Source organism: Embleya sp. NPDC025285 (assembly GCF_055558835.1).
In genome coordinates this window covers 91,540-111,649 of the sequence record NZ_JBVHLU010000017.1, presented here as the reverse complement: position 1 = coordinate 111,649, position 20,110 = coordinate 91,540, and the positions used below count along the sequence as shown (strand labels likewise).

Sequence of the window (20,110 nt, the reverse complement as noted above, 5' to 3'; positions counted from 1 at the left end):
GGGACCCGCCCGCTAACCTCACCCACATGATCAGCACCGACACACACGTACGAATCGCCCGTCCCTCGCGGGACTTGGCCGCCGCCGAGCGGTTCTACGTCGAGGGCCTGGGCCTGGAAGTCCTGTGGCGCACCACCGAGCGCGTCTCCGGCGAATGGGACCTGGTCATGGTCGGCCTCCCGGGCGGTGGCTGGCACTTCGAGCTCACCATCGACCCGGAGAACCCGCTGCCGCCCACACCCACGGCCGAGGACCTGTTCGTGCTCTATCTGGGCGAGCCGATCGACCCGGCTCTGATCGACCGCCTCGTCGCCGCCGGCGGCACCCGGACCGTCGCGCACAACCCCTACTGGGACAAGTACGGCGTCACCGTCGTCGACCCCGACGGCTACCACCTGGTGCTCAGCACCCGGACCTGGAACGCGTAGGGCGCGAGGCCGCGGCCCCGTCGGCTCAGGCAGGCTGCGTGCGCGCCGCCGGGCCGACCGGGGTCGACCCCTGCGGCGCCGGCCGGCTGCCCTCGGCGAGCGCGCGGCCGAGCGGGTAGGCCAGCGCGTTCGGCGGCAGCGTGCCGGGGCGTCCGCTGAGCGTGACCTCGATCGTGCCCGGCACCGCGTCCGGATCCTCGGTCAGGCCCAGCCGGCGCAGCGTCTGCCGGGCGACCGCCTCGGCACTGTCGTACAACCCCACCCCGGCGGGCAGCGCGGCCAGGATCCGGTCGGTGACCAGCGGATAGTGTGTACAGCCGAGCACCACGCCCGCGCAGTCCGCGGGAGTGCGGCGCGCGGCGTCGGCGATGGCGGCCTCGACGGCCGGCCGGTCGGCCCGGTCGATCGCCTCGGCGAGGCCGGGGCAGGCCACCCGCACCACGGTGCGGCCCGCGGCGAACTCCTCGATCAGCCGGGCCTGGTACGCACTCGCGGTGGTCGCGACCGTGGCCCACACCGCGAACGGGGCGCCGGACGCGGCGGCGGGCTTGATCGCCGGTACGGTGCCCACCACCGGCACGGCCGGTTCGCAGCGCGCGCGCAGCGTATCCAGCGCGGTGACGGTGGCGGTGTTGCACGGCACCACGATGCCGTCGGCGCCGCGCTCGGCGGCCAGCTCCGCTGCGGCCAGCACCCGTCGGGTGATCGTCGCCTCACTCCGGTCGCCCCACGGCATGTGATCGGGGTCCGTACACAACAACAGGTCGAGATCGGGCCGCAACCGCCGCAGCCATCCCGCCGTCGGCAACAGCCCCATCCCGGAATCGATCAACGCCACAAGCATGCCGCCCAACCTAGCCGCCCGTGCTCCCCCAACCCCACAAGGGTCATCACCCTCGGCGTGGTGCACCCCCGCCACCCCACCCCGACCGGCCCCGACCGGCCCCGACCACGACGACACCCGCCGAACCCACCGACACCACCCACCCCCAAAGCAACCGGTACGCCCACTCACGCCACCGACAGCCCACCCGCCACCAGCGCCCCCACAATCCGCGGCACAACCACCTCGATATCACCCCGCAAGACGACGCTTGCGACGTCGTCGTACGGCGTGGGTTCGGCGTTGACGATCACCAGCGTGGCCCCGCATTCGATCGCGACGGAACACAGCGAGGCGGCCGGCTCCACGCCCAACGACGTCCCGATCACCAACAACAGTTCCGCCGCACGCACGGCGTTCGCGGCCCGCCCGTACACGTCCCGATTCGGGTGCTCGCCGAACAGGACCACGTCCGGCCGCAACGTCCCCACCCCGCACCGGGGACACGGGGGTTCGGCGGCGCCCGCCCGGATCGCCCGCAGCGCGTCGTCCGTCGGCGCGGCGCGCCGACACCTCCCGCAGCGGGCCCGGGCCAGGCTGCCGTGCAGTTCGTACACCCGATCGGCGGGACTACCCGCCGCCTGGTGCAGCCCGTCCACGTTCTGCGTGGCGATGCTCGCCCGGACCCGCGCGAGCGCTCGGTGCGCCGCACCGGGACGCGCGGCCGTCACCGCCGACGCGGTCAAATCCCGCCACAGGCGAGCCCGGGCAGCCGGGTCGCTCGCGTGGCGCTTGCGATGGGTGTCCTGCTCGCGCTGCGGGTCGCGAGTCCACACTCCATGCGGGCCGCGGAAGTCCGGAATGCCGGACGCGGTGGAGATGCCCGCCCCGGTCAGCACCGCGAGCCGCCGCACGCCGTCGGTCCAGGAGCCGAGTCCGTCGGCCCGGGGCGAGGCCGCGTTCACGGGCGGGGCCTGCTCTCCTCGGTGAACCGGGCGAAGCGGGTGTCCGGGTCCGAAAGGGACCACACGATCTCCAGCGTGTCGGGCATGTCGAACGACGTCCTTCCGAGTTTCGATATCGCGTGCCGGCGGGCGACCGGATCCGACTCTGTTCGTCGGAACCCTGCCGGTCGGACCGGTCCGAGCGCATCCGGATTCCCCGAGCCCCACCCCGCTCGCGGCGGGTGGGTCGATTGTCTTATCGGACGTGGAACACCGGGCCGCGGGGCGTGAAGGGCAGGCGGGCGCCCGCGGGGGTCAGGAAGGCGTGTTCGCGGCGGATCCGGAGGGCGTCGCAGTGGCCGTCGGTGATCACCAGGATGGGGCCGTCGGCCGGAAAGTCGTCGGCGCTCTCCAGCAGGCGGATCCCCGGTTGCAGCACCGTGCCGCCGCGTCCGCGCACCCGCGCCTTGTGCGCGATGTCCTCCACCGGCAGGTACCCGGCGTCGTAGGCGGCGGCGTCGCAGTAGACCACGCGCGCGGCCGGTACGTCCCGCGCGGTCGCGTAGGAGGCGATCGCGCCCAGCGCCTTGCCCAGCAGCGACGGGTCCATCGATCCGGAGGTGTCCAGCACCACGCCGAACGTACACAGCCGGTCGACGTCCTGCGGCCGGATCCGCCCGGGACGCGCGATGTCCGGCGTGGAAGCCTGCCGGCGGCTCGCCCGCGCGTAGCTGCGCACCGGTTCCGGCCGACGCACGTGCTCGTCGAACCACCGGGCCAGCCGAACATCCCACGCGGGCGGCGGCTGTTCCAGCGTGCGGATCTCCTCGATCAGACCGGCGGGCAGCAGCCCTCGGCCCGGGTCGTGGTAGGCGAGCCCGGCGCTGAGCGCGCGTCGATAGAACGCGTCCAGGTCGACGAACGAACCGCCGCTCCCGCGCTCCCACGGCATCGGTCCCGCGGACCCGCGGCGGCTGGACCGCCGCGCCGCCGCGGCCGGTTCGGAGAGCCACTCGCCCAGCACGTCGCCGTGTTCGCGCGAGCCGGGGGTGCGCAGTTTGCGGGCCCGGCGCAGGTCGGTGGTGAGCGTGTCGTACACCGATTCCGCGGACAGTCCGGCCAGCCGCGGGTCGTACAGCAGCCCGTCCGGCAGCACCCCGACGCCCATCTCCACCAGCCACCCGTTGATCACGTAGTCGCACGCCACGTTGAACAGGTGCGCGTCGCGGTGCTCGCGCCGGCGGTCGTGGCGCAGCGCGGCGTGCAACATCTCGTGCGCGAGCACGAATCGCCATTCCTCGGTGCTCAGGCCGGCGTGCGGGTTGACGTAGATCTCGCCGTGCTCGGGGCTGACCGCGGCGATGGTGATGTCCCAGGAGCGGGCCAGTTCGAGGTCGGCGACGATCGTGAGGCCGGCGGCGAGGGCGCCCAGGAGCGGGTACGAGGAGACGAACCAGGACAGCGCCCGGTCCCAGGGGCCTTCGGCGCGGGCGGTTCGACCGGCGCGGTCGCCGGCGGCGGTGTCGAGCGAGGAGGCGACCATCTCGACGAGGCCGCGGGCCAGCACGGCGGGCCAGTCCCGGGGCGCCGGGTCGGTGGGGGCGGACGGCGGTTCGCGGCGCATGCAGGGCGAGGTGCCGTTGGCGCCGATCCGGCGCAGCGCCTCGGGGACGCCGTCGCGGCGCCAGCGCTCGGTGAGTTCGCGCTCGTCGCCGGCGGGCAGGTCGGGCAGTTCGTCCAGTGGTGTGCCGACGCCCAGGCCGGCGGCGAAGCGGTGGACCGCGACGCAGCACGCGGTGTTGTACGCGGCGTCGATCTCGGCGGCCGGATCGCCCAGACCGACCTCGGCCAGGGTGTGTGCGTCGAGGTGGCCCAGGGCCAGGTGCAGCAACAGGTGGGTGTACGCGCGGCGCCAGAGCGCGGGCGGCACGTAACGGTGCCGGTCGACGACCAGAATGCCGTCGTCCGTGATGTGGCCCAATTCGCCTGGGCCGTGCGGGGCGTAGGTGTGCGTGATCAAGCGTCCGACGTGGTCCAGGGGCGGGACGCAGGCCAGCTTCCAGCCGGCGTTGCGGGCCTTCAGGACCCGCTCGGCGTGGTCGGCGGCGGGGTTTCGGGCCCGGCGCGCGGACATCGGCGCGGCTCGTCAGCGCCGCGCGCCGACCAGGCGCGGCAGGTCGCGGGCGGTCTCGACGAGGAACCACGCGGGCAGCGGGGCGGCGCCGGTGTCGTCCTCGGCGATCACGAGTTGGGCCATCTCCAGGGATATCTCCGCGAGTTCGACCAGGAGGGCCTTGGCCCGGTAGGCGAACTCGCGCAGTGCGGGCGAGACGTGTCGACGATCCGCCGGCAGGTCCTTGGCCAGGCGCGCGCGAAAGCTCTCCACCAGGAAGAACAGCAGGTCGCGGTCGGCGGGCGCGGCCGGCCAGCGGGCGTCGCCCTTGACGATGGCGTCCAAACCGTAGGCGTTGCGCACGGTTTTGAGGTAGCCCAGGAACGCGGCGGCGTGGGTGGGGGTGAGCGTGCCGTGTGCCAGCATCCGCACGTGCTCGTCGACGACGTCGGCGCCGAACGAGTACAGCCCGTCGGAGAGCATGTGCCACGCGCGCGGCGTGGAGAACGGCTCCTCGGTCTTGGGCGGCGCGCTCCACAGGTGGTCCGGGCGGGCCCGCACGTGGTCCAGCACCCAGGGGTGGATGCCGTGCGCGGCGGCCCAGTCCAGCCAGTCGCCGGCCGAGGCGCGCAGGTGTACGTGCACCAGGCGGTTGATCAGGGCCGAGGACATCGGCCGGGCCAGCGCGTTGTCGCTCGCCCGGTTGCCCGCGCCGATCACCACGGAGCCGGCCGGCAGCGTGTACGAGCCGATCCGGCGGTCCAGGATCAGCGAGTAGAACGCCTTTTGCACATCCGGCGAGGCGGCGTTGAGTTCGTCCAGAAACAGGCAGTACGGCTCGTCTCGGGCAATCTGCTCGGGCGGGCAGAACCGACTGCGCCCGGCCACGATCTGCGGTACGCCGATCAGGTCCTCGGGAGCGAGCTGGGTGCCGAGCAACGATACGCATTCCAGTCCGAGCGATCGGGCGAAGTCCCGTACCAGCGAGGATTTCCCGATGCCGGGCGCACCCCACACGAACACCGGCCGCACCAGCGCGGTATGCAACAGGACGTCGGGCAACGCGGCGGGGGTGATCGCATGTACGGCCTGCACGACAACCTTTCGGGAACCAACGTCACGACCGGGCCGGCACCCGCGAGGGGTCGCGACGACCACTCCCGCATGATGTCCCCACATCCCGAACCGTGTCGCCCAATTTTCCCGCCCTCGAGGGCCGCCCACCTGCCCCGACGGACGACGAACCACACCCGGCGCACCGGGATTCGGGGGCGCGGGTGCTCGGGATCGCCGCTGGGGTGTCGTCGGGGGCTCCCCGCGCGACGCGTAGCGGCGTCGGCATGACGGGCGCCGGCCGGCATGATCGGCCGCACGCACTCACAGCACGGAGACCCGATGGACCGCGATCGCGCCGACGCCTATCTGGCCCTTCTCGACGCCGCCCGTCCGGCGCGCCCCGACGCGGCGGCCCTGGCCGACCTCCAGTGGCGGCATCTGCTCGCGGTGCCCTTCGAGAACCTCGACATCCACCTCGGTCGGCCCGTCGAGCTCACCGAGGAGGCGATCCTGGCCAAGTTCCTGGACCGGCGGCGCGGCGGCTTCTGCTATGAACTCGGCGGCGGATTCGCCGCCCTCCTGCGCGCGCTCGGCTACCGCGTCACCCTGCTCGCCGCGCGCACGTACGGCGACGAGGGTCGCGTCGGGATCCCGTTCGACCATCTGGCGCTGCGCGTCGACCTGGACGAACCGTGGCTCGTCGACGTCGGCTTCGGCCGGTTCACCCACCATCCGTTGCGTCTGGACGTGCGCACCGATCAGGGGGACCCGGGAGGGGTGTTCCGCATCCTCGACCACGAGAACGGCGAACACGGCGATCTGGACGTGCTCCACGACGGCGTGCTCCAGTACCGCCTGGAAGCCCGCCCGCGCGAACTCCGCGACTTCGTGACCGGCTGCTGGTGGCACCAGACCGCGCCCACATCGCACTTCACCCGCGCCCCGCTGTGTTCGCGCCCGACATCGGACGGCCGGATCACCATCTCCGACCGCACCGTCGTCCGCACCACCGGATCCGAACGCCACAAGGAACCCCTCGCCGACGACGCCGCCCTCCTGGCCGCCTACCGCGACCTCTTCGGCATCACCCTCGACCACGCCCCGGCCCGCCCGAACCCCGCCCCCATCCCCTCCGCGACACCGTAGCCGTGGCCGTGGCCCTTCCCCCGCCTCCGCTCCCGCTCCTCAGCGCAGGGTGAGCGGGGTCTCGGAGGCGACGCGCTTCAGCTTCTCCGGGTTGCGGACGTAGTAGAGGCCGATGATGCGGGAGTCCTCGACCCGCAGCGCCAGGACGCCGTCGACGACGCCGTCGAAGCGCACGACGAGTGCCGGGTTGCCGTTGACCACGGTGGGTTCACAGGTGAGCGTGCCGTCGAGCTTGCCGGAGCCGCCGATGTAGAAGCGGGCCACCTTGTCGGCGCCGAGCATCGGGTGCAGCGCGGCCCGCTTGACTCCGCCGCCGTCGCTCACCAGGACGACCTCGGGGGCGAGCACGTCGAGGAGGCCCTGCATGTCCCTGGTCTCCAGCGCGCGCTGGAACGCCGCCACGACCGCACGGGCCGCGCTCGGGGAGACCGACTGGCGGGGGCGGCGGGCGTCGACGTGCCGGCGGGCCCGGTGCGCGATCTGGCGCACCGCCTCGGGGCTCTTGTCCACGGCGGCCGCGATCTCGTCGTAGCCGACGTCGAAGACCTCGCGCAGCACGAAGACGGCGCGCTCGGTCGGCGACAACGTCTCCATGACGAGCATCATCGCCATCGACACGCTCTCGGCGAGTTCGACGTCCTCGGCCACGTCCGGCGCGGTCAGCAGCGGTTCGGGCAGCCACTGGCCGACGTACGCCTCCCGGCGGCGTTTCATGGTGCGCAGCCGGTTGAGCGCCTGCCGGGTCGTGATCCGGACCAGGTAGGAGCGCAGGTCGCGCACGTGCTCCAGGTCGACCTCGACCCATCGCAACCAGGTCTCCTGGAGCACGTCCTCGGCGTCGGCCGCCGATCCGAGCATCTCGTAGGCGACGGTGAAGAGCAGGTTGCGGTGCGCGACGAAGGTCTCCGTCGCCTGGTCACCGGCGTGCTCGCTCATGTCTGGCTCCCTCTCCTTCGCCTGTGCGGCGCCAGGTCGGCGACGGTCCGCTACCCGCGGGACCGCCGATGATCGCATCCCGTGCGGCGAGGCCCCGCGACGAGGGTGTCGCCGCACGGGATGCGCTGTGGCGGCGTCGTGGTCGGACGGATCGACCACGAGTGCCCGATCGATCAGGCTGCCTGTTCGACGGTGGTCGGCGCCTCGTCGCGCCGCGCCTGCAGCAGTTCCCGGCGCTTGGCACCTCCCGAGACCCGGTGCAGGCCGTACGAACCGGGCTTGCCCGCCTCGCCGGCCAGGTGCTTGACGGTGCCGTCGCACACGATGGCCTTGAGCCTGGCTCCGGGGCGACCGCCGATGTGGAACCACAGCGCGACGTCGTACCGGTGCGCGAACTGGAAGATGCCGGCGCGGCGGCCCAGGCTGATGCACTGGCCGGCGAACACCTGGTTGAGGACCGCGGGTTGCTCACCCGCGATCCGGCTGAGCACGGTGTCGGCGGCCCGCGCGCCCAGCGGCATCGCGGCCTGGCAGCTCATCCGCAGCGGCAGGTCCGACGGCGCCGCCGAGTCCCCGGCCGCGACGATGCGCGCGTCGTCCACGCTCGTCAACGTCTCGTCCGTGAGCAGCCGGCCCAGGGCGTCGGTGCGCAGCCCGCTGCGCGCGGCCAGGTCCGGCACGCCGAACCCGGCGGTCCAGATGGTCACCTCGCTCGGCACCTCGCGGCCGTCGCCCAGTTCCACGGCGTCGCGCGTCACCGCCGTCACCTGCGTGTCGGGGCCGTCGAGCACGGTCACCCCGAGTGCGGCCAGCCGCCGGGCGACCGAGCGGCGCCCCCGCGGGTGCAGGTACGGGCCGAGCACCCCGCCGCAGACCAGGGTCACCGCGCGACCGCCCTCCGCCAGCTCGGCGGCCGTCTCGATGCCGGTCGGACCGGCCCCGACCACGGTCACCGCGGCCGTCGCAGGCGCGGCGTCGACGATCGACCGCAGCCGCCGCGCGTCCTCCAGGCCGGCGATCGGGTGGGCGAACTCGGCCGCTCCGGGCACGCGCGGGTCGGCGCTGCCACTGCCCACCGCGTAGATCAGGTAGTCGTACCCGAGGGTGCCGCCGGTCGCCAGGCGCACGCCGCGCTCGGCCGGGTCGATCCGGGTCACGCTGTCGACCACCAGGCGCACGCCCTCGCCCAGGACCTCCCGGTAGTCGACGACCGCGTCGTGCGACCCGGCCACGAGTTGGTGCAGCCGGATCCGCTCGACGAAGTTCGGGCGCGGGTTGATCAGCGTCACCGTCACGTCGTCACGCTGGGTCAGGCGGTTGGCCGCCATGACACCCGCGTATCCGCCGCCGATCACGATCACATCGGTGTTGCCGCTCATGGTGTCTCCTCCGGTGTTCAGGTGTTCGGCCTCAAGACACCTCCCGATCGAGTGTTGTGACAGGTTGTGAGCCAGGTCACTGCGCACGGGCACATCTCCCGCCGCGTGCGCGCGACCACGCCCCTCGGACAGCCGGGCACCCCACCCCGCCGCTTCCTCGACCGACACCTCAGGTTTGCGTCGCAAACCTGTTTGCAACATGCCCGGCAAGCCGTAGAGTCTGTGACACAAACCAGTTTGGGAGGGGCGCGATGGATCGTGCGAGTCTCGAGTCCGCGGCGGCGAACTACTCCTACCTGAGGGGACTGCTCTCGATTCCGACCGGTGTGTTGTTCGTCGTCGCCGGGCTTTCCAACACGAGGTGGGGGCCGTTGGATCACGCCTGGGTCACCTGGGCGGTCGGCGGCCTGATGGTCGTGGCCGGGGCGGCCTACCTGTGGATCAACCGCTACTACACGGAGACCTTCGGGCGGATCACCCCTTCGGGCCGCGACCGCACGCGGGCCGCGGTCACCGCCGCCGTCGGCGCGGCCCTGGTCGCGGGCGCGGTGAGCCTGGACTGGAACGTCGACCTGCCACTCACCGCGACCACCGCCGTGTTCGCGGTGGTCATGTTCGCGTCCTACGCCGTCGCCATGCGGCCGAGGCCGCACCACGTGGCCGTCTGGGGCACGCTCGTGGTGGTCGCCCTACTGCCGATCTGGGGCTATGTGGGGCCGACGGCCAGGATCAACGTGGGACTTATGCTCGTCGGCGTGGCAACCATGGTGACGGGAGTCCTCGATCATGCCGCGCTCGAACGCGCCTTCGCACCCGACCGGGCACCGGACCTCGGCGACGGCGATGTCGACGTCTAGCGACGGGCCGATCGTCGATCGGCTGATCCACGAGCCGGGCCGGTTGGCCCTCATGACGGTGCTGTCCACGGTGGAATCCGCCGACTTCGTCTTCCTCCAGCGCGTGACGGGGCTGACCAAGGGCAACCTCTCCAGCCACCTGACCAAGCTGGCCGAGGCCGAACTGATCACCATCGAGAAGCGGTTCGTTCACCGCAAGCCCAACACCAACGTCGCGCTGACCCCGGAGGGCCGCGAGCGCATCGCCCGGCACTGGGAGCAACTCGACAACCTGCGCAACCTCTCGGGGCAATCCCTCCCCGAATAACGCGACTTCGACGCGCCCCGACGCCGGCCCACCCGCACGCGCCACCTACCCCGGGCGAGCGCCCGGGCGGCCGGCGCCCGGGTGTGCCCGCCCCGTGCGATCACCGAACACCGATCTCCCGGCCCGACCGCCCGCCGATCAGCCGCCGCGCGCCCGCAACACCGCCAGGACCGCCTCGGCGACCGTGTCGCCGTCCGGCGTCGCGGGCAGGTCCAGCGGCGCGGTCCACACCACCGCGGCCGGCTCCACGGCGCCGTACACGTGCGGGAACAATTCCCCGCCCCGCGAGGGCTCCCAGCGCAGCGTCGAGCCGAGCGCGGCCGGATCCACCGCGACCAGGGTCAGCGCGTCGCGGCCGGCGAAGTGGCGCCGCGCCGTTTCGGCCACCTGCGCACCGGTGGACAGGTGCACGTACCCGTCCACCAGGTCGACCCCGGCTCCCTCGAACACCCCGCGCCGCAGCGCGGCCGTCCATTCCGCGGTGCCCACCAGCTTGTAGACGATCTCGTCACTCATGCCCCGACCCTAGGGTCTGTCTTCGATCCCGCGCCGCCGGCCCGACGCGAGCGCATTCGATGCCCACCGCCGGCCCGACGCGATCTCAACGGCTCCGGTTCAGGTGCGCTCGACCCAGGTCTCGTGCAGATGCCGCCAGCGCAGGCCGTGCTCCGTGGACGCGTCGCGTTCGAACACCACCGTCGCGGCCCGCGTGTCGCCGCCGCCGTCCGCGCGCACCTGCACCTCGCGGTACGCCGCCACCACGAACTCGCCCGTCGAGGCCACCACGCGCACGTCCTCGATGGTGATCCGCAACCCCGGCACCGCGCCTCGCGCGCCGTCGACCATCGCGAGTACCTCCGGCCGGGTCAGCGTGCCACCGCCGGGCTCGACCAGCGTGAAACCCGGGGCGTGCGCGAGCGCGAATCCGCCCGAATCCCGGTTCGCGCCGGTGAGCAGACCCTCGATCAGCTCATGCAACCGGACGATCTCCGCCCGGCACACGACCGCGTCGTCCACCGTCCGCCTCGACTCCGACACCGACATCCCGCGCTCCCCACAGTCGTCTGCCGCACCACGCGTGCAACGCGCCGAACGACGTATCCGTCCTGCTCGGCAACGTACCGGAACCGCCACCGCCACCGACCACGTCGCGGCCGACCGTTCCCGCCGACGTGGATTACCGCGCCCATGTGCCGACGTTGTCTCCCGCAACACGGACGATCGACCCGGCCGCCCACGGCAATGAGCGCCCCGACCTCGGGAGAACCAGCGATGACCACCCACCCCGACCCCGACGGCCCGTATCGGGACGCGGACGCTCGATACCTCGAACGCGAAGCCGAACTGCACGCCCCGTTCCTGGAACAGGCCGCCGCGCGTCTGCGCGACCTCGCGCTGTACGGCGACCACACGCTGGCCCGGGTGGACCGCATCCTCGACCTCGGCGGCGGCCCCGGCGTCGCCTCCTGCCTGCTGGCCCGCTACTTCCCCAACGCCGAGGTGGTCGCCGGTGCACCCAGCACGGCCCTGCGGGTACGCACCGGCGTCCGCGCCCGGCGCGAGGGGCTGGGCCACCGGGTCCGCACCCACCGCGTCGACCTGCCCGCCGACCTGGGCGCCCTGGGCAGCGCCGACCTGGTCTGGGCCGGCGATGTCGTACACCACCTCGGCGACCAACAGGCCGCCCTGGACTCGCTGGCCCGGGTACTCCGCCCGGGCGGCGTGATCGCGGTCGTCGAACGCGGCCTGTCCCCGCGCTTCCTGCCCCGCGACATCGGCATCGGCCGACCCGGCCTCCAGGCCCGCCTGGACGCCGCGCACGAGGACTGGTTCGCCGAACTGCGCGCGACACTGCCCGGCACCCGCGCCGCGGTGGAGGACTGGCCGGCCATGCTGGCCCGGGCGGGCCTGGTCCCCACCGGTTCGCATTCGTTCCTGATCGACCTGCCGTCGCCTCTGGACGCCGCGCCCCGCGAACACCTGCACGCCGAACTGACGCAGCGCCGGGCCCTGTTGGCCGACCGCCTGGACGCGCAGGACCGCGCCACGCTGGACGCGCTGCTGGACACCGACGCCGACACCGGCATCCTGTGGCGCCCGGACGCCTTCTACCTGGCCGCGACGACCGTGCACACCGCCCGCGCCTGCACCCGGAGATGACCCGCGACAACCATCGCGGCCGAACCTTCCGGCGGCACCCGACGGCCGACTCGGCACGCGGGGCGGCAGGTGCACGGCGGCGGGAGCGAAAACGCGGCCGGCACCGAGCCGACCACATTCTCGCCCCCGCCGCCCCCGTTCACCGCCGGCCGTCCAACCCGCCGTTCACGCGCGTCCGTTCGCTGCCCGCACGTCCACCGCGTCCACCGCCTCCCCGACCCCGGCCTCTGCCTTCTCCCGCTCCGCGACCGAAGCCGCCACCGGCGTCGAAGTCCCCTCCTCCGCACCGGCGTTCGCCACCGGCACGCCCCGCAGGAAGCGCGCGCAATACGCCGCCGCGACCACCATCACCACGGCCGCCCCGATCGCCGCCGCGTTCATCCCGTCGCAGAACGCGTCCCGCGCCGAGTCCACCAGCGCTCGCCCGGAGTTCCCCGGCAGGTCCGCCGCGACCGCCTGGGCCCCGCCGAGCGTCTCCCGGGCCGGGCCGCTCGGCGCCGTGTCGGCCATCGCCCGGTGGTAGACCGCGTCGCCGATCGTGCCGAGCAACGCCATGCCCAACGCGCCGCCGAGCTCGCTCCCCGACTCCAGCACCGCGGAGGCGGACGCGGCGCGGTCGGCCGGCGCGACGCCCATCGCCATCTCGGTCACCTGCGTCATCACCGCGACCACGCCCGCCGCGTACACCGCGGACCCACCCAGCAACAGCCCCAACGAGGAGTCCGACCGGGCCCCGGCCAGCACCGTGAAGCCGCCCGCGGCCAGCACGAACCCGCCGCACATCACCCACACCCGATCCATCCGTCGAGCCAGCACGGTGGCCACCGGAGTGGCCACGGCCACCGCTCCCGACGGCACCAGGCTCCACAGCGCGGCCCGCAGCGGGCTCATCCCGAGCACCGACTGGAGGTACTGCGTGGTGAAGATGGCGAAGCCGACGATCGCGAACATCGACAGCACGTTGGCCACCACCGACCCGCCGAACGCCCGCATACGCAGCAGTTCCAGGTCCAACAGCGGGTGGGCGGCGGTGAGTTGACGGCGCACGAACAGCGTGCCGACGATCAGCCCGAACCCGATGCTCAACACCGGCAACGTGGCCGCGCCGGAGCGGGCGATCTCCTTGATGCCGTAGACCACCGGCAACAGCGTGCCCAGCGACAACACCGCGCCGATCAGGTCGAACGGCCCCTGCGCCAAGCCCCGATGGCGCGGAACGAACACCGGGACCAGGAACAGCAGGATCGCCATCGCCGGCACATTGATCAGGAAGATCGAGCCCCACCAGAAGTGTTCGACGAGCAGGCCGGACAGGATCGGCCCGAGCGAGATCCCGCCGGTCATCACGGCGGTCCACAGCGCGATCGCGGTCCCGCGCTGCTTGGGATCGACGAACATGGTGCGGATCAACGCGAGGGTGGACGGCATCAACGCCGCGCCGCCCACGCCCAGCAGCGCCCGGGCCGCGATCAGCGTCTCCGCGTTGTGCGCGTACGCCGCGGCCAGTGACGCGCCGCCGAACAGCGCCGCGCCCACCAGCAGCAGTCGGCGCCGGCCGATCCGGTCGCCGAGCGCGCCCATCACGATCAACAGGCCGGAGAGCACGAAGCCGTACATGTCCAGGATCCACAACTGCTGTGTACCGGTGGGCTCCAGCGCGCGGCCGATGAACGGCACCGCGAAGTAGAGCACCGACACGTCCATGCTCACCAGCAGCAACGGCAGCAGCAGGACGGCCAGCCCGAGCCACTCCCGCCGCCCCGCCAACGGTCCGGACCCGGCCCCGGACTGCTCGGATGTCTCGATGGTTGTCACTGGAACTCTCCCCCACTGATGCACCTATACGGCGTACGCTGCGACGCGTACAGAGTAAGCACCTCGGACGGACCAGTGCAACGAAGCCAAGTCCTCCACAAATAAAGACTTCTCCAAGTAGTGCACTCAAGCTTGTGCACTACCTCGGCGGCAAACGTGCCCTATAGTGCACTGACCGCCGCCCCCATGCACCGACAAGCCCCGGGAGCCCCGATGGCACGCCCCACCACGCCGGCCTCCGCCACGAATCCCGCGCCCCCCGCCACCCCTTCGCTCCGGATCGCCGCCGAGTTGCGCCGCCGGATCGAGACCGGCGAGTTGCGGCCCGGCGACCGGGTCCCCTCCACCCGGGCGATCACCGCCGAATGGGGCGTGGCGATGGCCACCGCCACCAAGGCCCTGACCGCACTGCGCGAGGCCGGACTGGTGCGCGCCGTACGCGGCGTCGGCACCGTGGTCGCCGAGCACCCCGACCGGGCGGCCCGCGCCGATCGGCCGGATCGCCCGCGCGCCGCGGTCATCGCCGTACCCTCGGTGCACCCCCCGCGCACCGAGGCCGAACTCACCCGTGAGCGAGTCGTCTCGGCGGCCGTGGCGATCGCCGACGAACGCGGCCTGGCGGCGGTGTCGATGCGGCAGATCGCCGCCGAACTGGGGGTGGCCGCGATGACCCTGTACCGGCACGTGCCCGGCAAGGAGGATCTGCTCGCGGCGATGGCCGACAGCGTGTTCGGCGAAATGCCCCTGCCGTCCCACGAACGGGTGGGCTGGCGGGCCCGCCTGGAGACCTCGTGCCGGCTGCAATGGCGGATGTACCGCGAGCACCCGTGGCTGGCCCACGTCATGTCGATGACCCGCCCGCTGCCCACCCCGCGCGGCATGGCGCATGTGGAGTGGGCGATGGCCGAGTTCCAGGGGCTGCCGCCGCAGGTGGTGATGCACATCGCGGTGACGATGCTGAACTACGTACGCGGCACCGCGGTCAACATCGCGGCCGAGTTCGAGGCCGAGCGCGCCACCGGCATCTCCAGCGAGGAATGGATGCAGGCGCAGGACGAGGCGATGGACCTGATCCTGCGCGGCGGTCACTTCCCGATGTACGCCGCCGCGCTGAGCGATCCGGGCGTGGAACTGGATCTGGACTCGCTGTTCGGCTTCGGACTCGACCGCCTGCTGGACGGCATCGCCCTGCTGGTCCCCCCGACCGGGTGACCGGGGCGCGCCCGAATGGCCGGTCGTCGGCCGCGGTTCACCCGCGCGGCAGGGTCACCAGACCCAGGAAGAACTCGTCGATCCCGCGCACCGCCTCCAGGAACGACTCGAGTTCGACCGGCTTGGTCACGAAGGCGTTGGCGTGCAGGTCGTAGCTGTGCCGCACGTCGTCGGGTGCGGCCGAGGTGGTCAGCACCACCACCGGGATGGTCCGCCAGCGCGCGTCGGCCTTCATCGCCGAAAGCACCTCGCGACCGTCCATCCGAGGCATGTTCAAGTCCAGGATCACCAGGTCCGGTCGAGGACTCGCGCGCAGCCACTCCAGCGCCTCCATGCCATCCGCGACCCGACACAACGTGTGACCGCCATCGCGATCGAGCAACGCCTCCTCGATCATCAACGCGTCGCCGGGATCGTCCTCCACCAGCAACACCGTCAGCGTTCGTGTCATCGCGGTCTGGCTCATCGCACCACCTTCGGCTCACGGTCCCGACCGACCCGCGACCCGGACCGGCACCCATCCGGCGAACTCGGCGCGCTCACACCACCGACCCACCCCCCGAAGGCTAACGCCTCCGGCCCGCCGGGCAGCAGGGCCCGCCCGGCTCGCCGCGTTCGTCCTTGACGCCGTCCACGACATGGCCCATCGTGGAGCGTCGATCACGCTCGGCAACCAGGGGGAGTGCGCCATGCGGATGAACACGGTCGAGAAGATCGTCGTCGCCAGTCCCCTCCGGCGGGCCCCGCAGATCTGGTACGAGACGCCGCTGCTGCTGCGCCTGGGCGGCCGGCTCGCCCCCGGCGCGCACGCGCTGGAGATCGGCTGCGGCACCGGCAGGGGCATCGAGCTGATCCTGAACCGCTTCGGCGCCGCCCGGGTGGACGGCATCGACCTCGACCACGCGTCGCTGGCCAAGGCCCGCCGGCGCTGGCACGGCAACAGCCGGGTGGCGCTGGTCGAGGGCTCGGCCACCGATCTGCGCGGCACCATCGGCGCGGCGGACGCGAGCTACGACGCCGTGTTCGACTTCGCGATCGTGCACCACATCACCGACTGGCGCGCGTGCCTGGCCGAGGTCGGCCGGGTGCTGCGTCCCGGCGGCCGGTTCTACTTCTCCGAGATGACCGCCCGCGCACTCGCCCGACCCACCCTCGCGTTCCTGTTCGACCACCCCATCGAGGACCGCTTCGACGATCGGGACTTCCTCGCCGAACTCCCTCGGCACGGGCTCGACGTGCTCGGCAGCAAGTCGCTCCTCGGCGACTACTTCTTCGGCGTGGCCCGCCGCCGCTGAGCGGTCGGCGCCCCACCCGCCGAATGGTCGGCACCGGAGCCCTCCTCCCGTGCATCGGCGCGCGCGGCGGCTAGGCTTTTCCGGCCATGCACACACCACACCCCACCTTCACGAACTTCGTCGCGGTCGGTGACTCGTTCACCGAGGGCATGTCCGATCTCGGTCCCGACGGCAGCTACCGCGGCTGGGCCGATCTGCTCGCGGATCGGCTGGCCCTGGACACACCCACGCTGCGCTACGCCAACCTCGCCGTACGCGGAAAGCTGATCCGCCAGATCGCCGACGAGCAGGTGGACGCCGCCGTCGCGCTCGGCGGCGATCTGATCACCCTCGCCGGCGGTCTCAACGACGTGCTGCGCCCGCGCTGCGACGTCGGCGCGGTGTGCGCGGTGTTCGAACAGGCCGCCGCCAAGCTCGCCGCCGGCGGCGCGCACCTGGTGCTGTTCCGCAGTACCGACCCCACCCGCCGGCTGCGCTCGTCGGCGCGACTGATGCCGCGGATCGAGCAGTTGGTGGCCTTCGTGGACACCGTCGCCGCCCGGCACGACGCCACCGTGGTCGACCTGTTCACCGCCCGCGTCTTCGACGATCCCCGGATGTGGGCCGACGATCGCCTGCACCTGTCCACCGAGGGACACCGACGCGTCGCCGAGGCCACCGCGCAGGCGATGGGCCTGCCCGCCGAATTCGACTGGCGCGCGCCGCTGCCCGCCGCCGCGCCGCGGGCCTGGACCGATCGCCGGCGCGCCGACGTGCGCTGGGCCCGGACCCACCTGGGACCCTGGCTCGCCCGCCGCGCCACCGGTCGCTCCTCCGGCGACGGACGCCCGCCCAAGCGCGCCGACCTGACCCTGTGGCGATGAGCGACCACGCGGCACCGGGCGCGGGCCCGGTCGGGCACCCGACGGGACCGGGGTGCCCCCCGGGGAACGATTCGAGGTGCAATCAGGTTAGGTTTACCTAAGTCGCACAGCGCAGGTGACACGGCGAGGAGAACCTCCATGGCGGAACGCCCGGTACGCAAGACCCGCAAACTGATCGAACTCCAGGTACGCAGCACCGAACGGGTCGGCCCCCACCTGATCCGGATCGTCGCCGGCGGCGACGGTTACCGACACTTCACCGACAACGGCTACACCGACGCCTACGTCAAGGTGCTCTTCCCGCAGCCCGGGGTGAACTACCCCGAGCCGTTCGACATGGAGACCATCCGCGCCGAACTCCCGCGCGAGGACTGGCCGCGCACCCGCACCTACACGGTGCGCGCGAACAACCCGAACACCGGCGAGTTGACCATCGACTTCGTGCACCACGGCGACGAGGGCCTGGCCGGCCCGTGGGCGGCCCGTGCCCGGGTCGGCGACACGGTGCGGCTGCTCGGTCCCGGCGGCGCCTACGCCCCCGACCCCGAGGCGGACTGGCACCTGTTCGTCGGCGACGAGAGCGCCTACCCCGCGATCAGCGCCTCGCTGGAGCGGCTGCCCGCCGCGGCCAAGGCGATCGCGCTCCTCGAGGTGGGCACGTCCGACGAGGCACCCACCGGCACCGTGCCGGCCACCCACCCCGACCTCGATCTCGACATCACCTGGATCACCCGAGACGCCGGTCCCGATCTGCTCGACGCGCTGCGCGCGCTCGACTTCCCCACCGGCCGGGTGCACGCGTTCGTGCACGGCGAGGCCGGTGTGGTCAAGGAGTTGCGCCGACACCTGGTCGACGAGCGCGGCGTGGAGCGCACCGACATCTCCTTCTCCGGCTACTGGCGCAAGGGCCGCGACGAGGACGGCTTCCAGGCGGACAAGGCCGCCGAGAAGGCCGCCGAACGCGAGGCCGAACAGCGCGCCTGACCCGCACCCCACCCGTACGTGGGTCCGGGATCCGTCACCGAGTCCCGGGCCCTCGCACGGTGGTGCGGAACCGTTTCCCTCGTGCGATCAGCGAGAATCCGGGCAAACTCCCCGAACCGACCACGCCACCCGAGTGAAAGCACGCGTCGGGCACTACCGCGAGCGACGAAGCCGGCACAGGGTGGGGCGCATGAGACGTCCATCACACGCCCTCGTGGCCATCGCGACCGCCCTCACCCTCACTGCGGCCGGCGCAGCCGGCGCGCACGCGAGCGACGCTCGGCCCACTCCCGGCGCGCCCGGGATCGGCGATCCGCTGCTGCCGCTGAGCGGCAACGGCGGCTACCGCGTCGACCACTACACACTGGACTTCGACTGGCGGGCGCCCGGCGCGGCGTTCCCGGCGACCACCACCGTCAAGGCCACCGCCACCCAGGCGCTGTCCCGGTTCGACCTCGACTTCGCGGGCAACACGCTCGGCCGGGTCACGGTCGACGGCACGACCGCGACCGCCACCCGCGAGGGTGACGAGTTGGTGATCACCCCGACCCGCCCGCTGCGCAAGGGCCGCGCGTTCACGGTCCGGGTCGAGTACACCGCCGACCCCACCCAGCAGCGGCACCGCGACGACGCGATCGAGACGTTCGGCTGGATTCCCACGCCCGACGGCACGGTGATCTACCCGCAGCCCGACGGCGCCAAGATGATCTTCCCGAGCAACGACCACCCCAGTCTGCGGGCCCGGACCACGGTCAACATCACCGCCGCCGACGACCTCACCGCATTGTCCAACGGCACCCTCACGCACAAGCGCCGGGTAGCACCCGGCCGCACCCGCTGGACCTACGACAGCCGGCAGCCGGTGGCGGGCCAACTCTTCCAACTCGCCATCGGCAAGTACACGCTGATCGACGGCCCGACCACCAACGGCACCCGGCTGCGCGACGCGGTTCCGCCGGACCTGGTCGACCGGGTCGAGCAGTACCGTTCGCTGACGCCCCGTCATCTGGCCTGGGTGGAGAGCAGGCTGGGTCCCTATCCGTTCGACAGCTACGGGCTGCTCGTGGCGGACACCGACCTCGGCGTCGCGCTGGAGACCCAGTCGTTGTCCCTGATCCCCAAGGCCGACCTGCTCGGCGACAAGATCAACGCCGAACGCAACATGGTGCACGAACTCGTGCACCAGTGGACCGGCGACAGCGTGGCCATGGAGCGCTGGTCCGACCTGTGGCTGAGCGAGGGGCACGCACGCTACTACGAGCGCGTCTACAGCGAGGAGAACGGCGGCGCCAACCTGGAGGCGCTGATGCGCGACACCTACCGGCAACACGACATCTGGCGCCGGGACACCGGCGCGCCGGCCGAGCCCACCGAGCCCAACCTGTTCAAGCGCATGCGCTACGACGGTTCGGCGCTGGTCTTCTACGCGCTGCGCATCGAGGTCGGCGCGGACACCTTCGCCCACATCGAACGTGCCTGGACCAGCCGCTTCCGCGGCCGCGCCGCGAGCACGGCGGACTACGTCCAACTCGCCTCCGAGGTGGCCCGACGCGACCTCGCGCCGTTCCTGAACCCGTGGCTGTACGGCGCGAAGACGCCGCCGATGCCCGGACACCCGGACTGGACCGTCGACCCGGCCTGAGCCACCGCGGCACCCCATGACGCGGCGGTCGGCCCCGGCCCGACCGCCGCGTCCGCACGTCCGGCCCATCCGACGCCGGCGCGAAGCGACTTGGCGGACCGCACGCCCCGTGATAGAAACTGGAACGAACGTCCCACTTTATTTTCCTAT

20 protein-coding genes are annotated in these 20,110 nt (G+C 72.4%); 10 read left to right on the top strand and 10 right to left on the bottom strand.

Going from position 1 to position 20,110, the window contains the following annotated elements:
• The first annotated feature begins 26 nt into the window (after positions 1-26).
• Entirely contained in the window at positions 27-428 is a 402-nt protein-coding gene (locus tag ACZ4FV_RS14205) for a VOC family protein (protein WP_395868175.1), read from the top strand.
• A 25-nt stretch (positions 429-453) separates the two neighbouring features.
• On the opposite strand, the gene ACZ4FV_RS14200 is transcribed toward ACZ4FV_RS14205, so the two are convergent.
• The 4 genes from ACZ4FV_RS14200 to ACZ4FV_RS14185 all read right to left on the bottom strand — a co-directional run bounded on the left by ACZ4FV_RS14200 (position 454) and on the right by ACZ4FV_RS14185 (position 5,403).
• The gene (locus tag ACZ4FV_RS14200) at positions 454-1,272 is read right to left on the bottom strand and encodes a glutamate racemase (RefSeq protein WP_395868177.1); all 819 of its coding nucleotides are present in this window, start codon (positions 1,270-1,272) and stop codon (positions 454-456) included.
• 167 nt (positions 1,273-1,439) lie between these two features.
• Positions 1,440-2,216, bottom strand: coding sequence for an SIR2 family NAD-dependent protein deacylase (locus ACZ4FV_RS14195; protein ID WP_465322699.1), 777 nt, complete (start codon positions 2,214-2,216; stop codon positions 1,440-1,442).
• A gap of 235 nt (positions 2,217-2,451) precedes the next feature.
• Positions 2,452-4,329: a vWA domain-containing protein gene (locus ACZ4FV_RS14190; protein ID WP_402230136.1), complete on the bottom strand. Its 1,878-nt coding sequence runs from the start codon at positions 4,327-4,329 to the stop codon at positions 2,452-2,454.
• A gap of 12 nt (positions 4,330-4,341) precedes the next feature.
• Positions 4,342-5,403, bottom strand: a complete 1,062-nt coding sequence (locus ACZ4FV_RS14185) for an ATP-binding protein (RefSeq protein ID WP_465322698.1) — start codon at positions 5,401-5,403, stop codon at positions 4,342-4,344.
• 300 nt (positions 5,404-5,703) lie between these two features.
• On the opposite strand from ACZ4FV_RS14185, the gene ACZ4FV_RS14180 reads away from it, so the two are divergent.
• Positions 5,704-6,510, top strand: coding sequence for an arylamine N-acetyltransferase (locus tag ACZ4FV_RS14180; RefSeq protein ID WP_395868185.1), 807 nt, complete (start codon positions 5,704-5,706; stop codon positions 6,508-6,510).
• A 39-nt stretch (positions 6,511-6,549) separates the two neighbouring features.
• On the opposite strand, the gene ACZ4FV_RS14175 is transcribed toward ACZ4FV_RS14180, so the two are convergent.
• Together ACZ4FV_RS14175 and ACZ4FV_RS14170 are read right to left on the bottom strand one after the other, a co-directional pair.
• Positions 6,550-7,446, bottom strand: coding sequence for an RNA polymerase sigma-70 factor (locus tag ACZ4FV_RS14175; RefSeq protein ID WP_465322697.1), 897 nt, complete (start codon positions 7,444-7,446; stop codon positions 6,550-6,552).
• Positions 7,447-7,619: 173 nt separating this feature from the next.
• A complete protein-coding gene (locus ACZ4FV_RS14170) occupies positions 7,620-8,825 on the bottom strand; it encodes an NAD(P)/FAD-dependent oxidoreductase (protein ID WP_402230131.1) in 1,206 nt (401 codons plus the stop codon).
• A 251-nt stretch (positions 8,826-9,076) separates the two neighbouring features.
• On the opposite strand from ACZ4FV_RS14170, the gene ACZ4FV_RS14165 reads away from it, so the two are divergent.
• Both ACZ4FV_RS14165 and ACZ4FV_RS14160 read left to right on the top strand, forming a co-directional pair.
• On the top strand, positions 9,077-9,682 hold the full coding sequence (locus ACZ4FV_RS14165; RefSeq protein WP_395868190.1) for a hypothetical protein: 606 nt from the start codon (positions 9,077-9,079) through the stop codon (positions 9,680-9,682).
• Positions 9,669-9,989: a winged helix-turn-helix domain-containing protein gene (locus ACZ4FV_RS14160; protein WP_395868192.1), complete on the top strand. Its 321-nt coding sequence runs from the start codon at positions 9,669-9,671 to the stop codon at positions 9,987-9,989. The genes ACZ4FV_RS14165 and ACZ4FV_RS14160 overlap by 14 nt, the downstream gene beginning before the upstream one ends.
• Positions 9,990-10,127: 138 nt before the next feature.
• On the opposite strand, the gene ACZ4FV_RS14155 is transcribed toward ACZ4FV_RS14160, so the two are convergent.
• Positions 10,128-10,505: a DUF952 domain-containing protein gene (locus ACZ4FV_RS14155; protein WP_402230128.1), complete on the bottom strand. Its 378-nt coding sequence runs from the start codon at positions 10,503-10,505 to the stop codon at positions 10,128-10,130.
• A gap of 99 nt (positions 10,506-10,604) precedes the next feature.
• The gene (locus tag ACZ4FV_RS14150) at positions 10,605-11,033 is read right to left on the bottom strand and encodes a DUF4440 domain-containing protein (RefSeq protein WP_395868195.1); all 429 of its coding nucleotides are present in this window, start codon (positions 11,031-11,033) and stop codon (positions 10,605-10,607) included.
• 228 nt (positions 11,034-11,261) lie between these two features.
• Here ACZ4FV_RS14150 and ACZ4FV_RS14145 point away from each other — a divergent pair, with 228 nt between their 5' ends.
• Positions 11,262-12,149, top strand: a complete 888-nt coding sequence (locus ACZ4FV_RS14145; protein ID WP_402230126.1) for a class I SAM-dependent methyltransferase — start codon at positions 11,262-11,264, stop codon at positions 12,147-12,149.
• Positions 12,150-12,314: 165 nt separating this feature from the next.
• Here the strand turns inward: ACZ4FV_RS14145 and ACZ4FV_RS14140 are convergent, their stop codons facing one another.
• Positions 12,315-13,964 (bottom strand): MFS transporter, encoded by a 1,650-nt coding sequence (locus tag ACZ4FV_RS14140; protein ID WP_465322696.1) that lies wholly within the window; start codon positions 13,962-13,964, stop codon positions 12,315-12,317.
• Between the two features lie 213 nt (positions 13,965-14,177).
• Between ACZ4FV_RS14140 and ACZ4FV_RS14135 the strand changes: the two genes are divergently transcribed.
• On the top strand, positions 14,178-15,176 hold the full coding sequence (locus ACZ4FV_RS14135; protein WP_395868201.1) for a TetR/AcrR family transcriptional regulator C-terminal domain-containing protein: 999 nt from the start codon (positions 14,178-14,180) through the stop codon (positions 15,174-15,176).
• A gap of 37 nt (positions 15,177-15,213) precedes the next feature.
• Here ACZ4FV_RS14135 and ACZ4FV_RS14130 read toward each other — a convergent pair whose 3' ends face one another.
• Positions 15,214-15,642: a response regulator gene (locus ACZ4FV_RS14130; RefSeq protein ID WP_395868203.1), complete on the bottom strand. Its 429-nt coding sequence runs from the start codon at positions 15,640-15,642 to the stop codon at positions 15,214-15,216.
• 172 nt (positions 15,643-15,814) lie between these two features.
• Here ACZ4FV_RS14130 and ACZ4FV_RS14125 point away from each other — a divergent pair, with 172 nt between their 5' ends.
• The 4 genes from ACZ4FV_RS14125 (at position 15,815) to ACZ4FV_RS14110 (ending at position 19,960) form a co-directional block, all read left to right on the top strand.
• Entirely contained in the window at positions 15,815-16,471 is a 657-nt protein-coding gene (locus tag ACZ4FV_RS14125) for a class I SAM-dependent methyltransferase (protein WP_395868205.1), read from the top strand.
• Positions 16,472-16,557: 86 nt separating this feature from the next.
• A complete protein-coding gene (locus ACZ4FV_RS14120) occupies positions 16,558-17,334 on the top strand; it encodes an SGNH/GDSL hydrolase family protein (RefSeq protein ID WP_395868207.1) in 777 nt (258 codons plus the stop codon).
• Positions 17,335-17,472: 138 nt separating this feature from the next.
• The gene (locus ACZ4FV_RS14115) at positions 17,473-18,318 is read left to right on the top strand and encodes a siderophore-interacting protein (protein WP_395868209.1); all 846 of its coding nucleotides are present in this window, start codon (positions 17,473-17,475) and stop codon (positions 18,316-18,318) included.
• Positions 18,319-18,508: 190 nt separating this feature from the next.
• Positions 18,509-19,960 (top strand): M1 family metallopeptidase, encoded by a 1,452-nt coding sequence (locus ACZ4FV_RS14110; RefSeq protein ID WP_402230122.1) that lies wholly within the window; start codon positions 18,509-18,511, stop codon positions 19,958-19,960.
• The last annotated feature ends 150 nt before the right edge of the window (positions 19,961-20,110 follow it).

Coding starts and splice junctions, on each gene's coding strand:
- ACZ4FV_RS14205 (WP_395868175.1), top strand. CDS start 27: ATGATCAGCACCGACACACACGTACGAATCGCCCGTCCCTCGCGGGAC.
- ACZ4FV_RS14200 (WP_395868177.1), bottom strand. CDS start 1,272: ATGCTTGTGGCGTTGATCGATTCCGGGATGGGGCTGTTGCCGACGGCG.
- ACZ4FV_RS14190 (WP_402230136.1), bottom strand. CDS start 4,329: ATGTCCGCGCGCCGGGCCCGAAACCCCGCCGCCGACCACGCCGAGCGG.
- ACZ4FV_RS14180 (WP_395868185.1), top strand. CDS start 5,704: ATGGACCGCGATCGCGCCGACGCCTATCTGGCCCTTCTCGACGCCGCC.
- ACZ4FV_RS14175 (WP_465322697.1), bottom strand. CDS start 7,446: ATGAGCGAGCACGCCGGTGACCAGGCGACGGAGACCTTCGTCGCGCAC.
- ACZ4FV_RS14170 (WP_402230131.1), bottom strand. CDS start 8,825: ATGAGCGGCAACACCGATGTGATCGTGATCGGCGGCGGATACGCGGGT.
- ACZ4FV_RS14165 (WP_395868190.1), top strand. CDS start 9,077: ATGGATCGTGCGAGTCTCGAGTCCGCGGCGGCGAACTACTCCTACCTG.
- ACZ4FV_RS14160 (WP_395868192.1), top strand. CDS start 9,669: ATGTCGACGTCTAGCGACGGGCCGATCGTCGATCGGCTGATCCACGAG.
- ACZ4FV_RS14155 (WP_402230128.1), bottom strand. CDS start 10,505: ATGAGTGACGAGATCGTCTACAAGCTGGTGGGCACCGCGGAATGGACG.
- ACZ4FV_RS14150 (WP_395868195.1), bottom strand. CDS start 11,033: ATGTCGGTGTCGGAGTCGAGGCGGACGGTGGACGACGCGGTCGTGTGC.
- ACZ4FV_RS14145 (WP_402230126.1), top strand. CDS start 11,262: ATGACCACCCACCCCGACCCCGACGGCCCGTATCGGGACGCGGACGCT.
- ACZ4FV_RS14135 (WP_395868201.1), top strand. CDS start 14,178: ATGGCACGCCCCACCACGCCGGCCTCCGCCACGAATCCCGCGCCCCCC.
- ACZ4FV_RS14130 (WP_395868203.1), bottom strand. CDS start 15,642: ATGAGCCAGACCGCGATGACACGAACGCTGACGGTGTTGCTGGTGGAG.
- ACZ4FV_RS14125 (WP_395868205.1), top strand. CDS start 15,815: ATGGCCCATCGTGGAGCGTCGATCACGCTCGGCAACCAGGGGGAGTGC.
- ACZ4FV_RS14120 (WP_395868207.1), top strand. CDS start 16,558: ATGCACACACCACACCCCACCTTCACGAACTTCGTCGCGGTCGGTGAC.
- ACZ4FV_RS14115 (WP_395868209.1), top strand. CDS start 17,473: ATGGCGGAACGCCCGGTACGCAAGACCCGCAAACTGATCGAACTCCAG.
- ACZ4FV_RS14110 (WP_402230122.1), top strand. CDS start 18,509: ATGAGACGTCCATCACACGCCCTCGTGGCCATCGCGACCGCCCTCACC.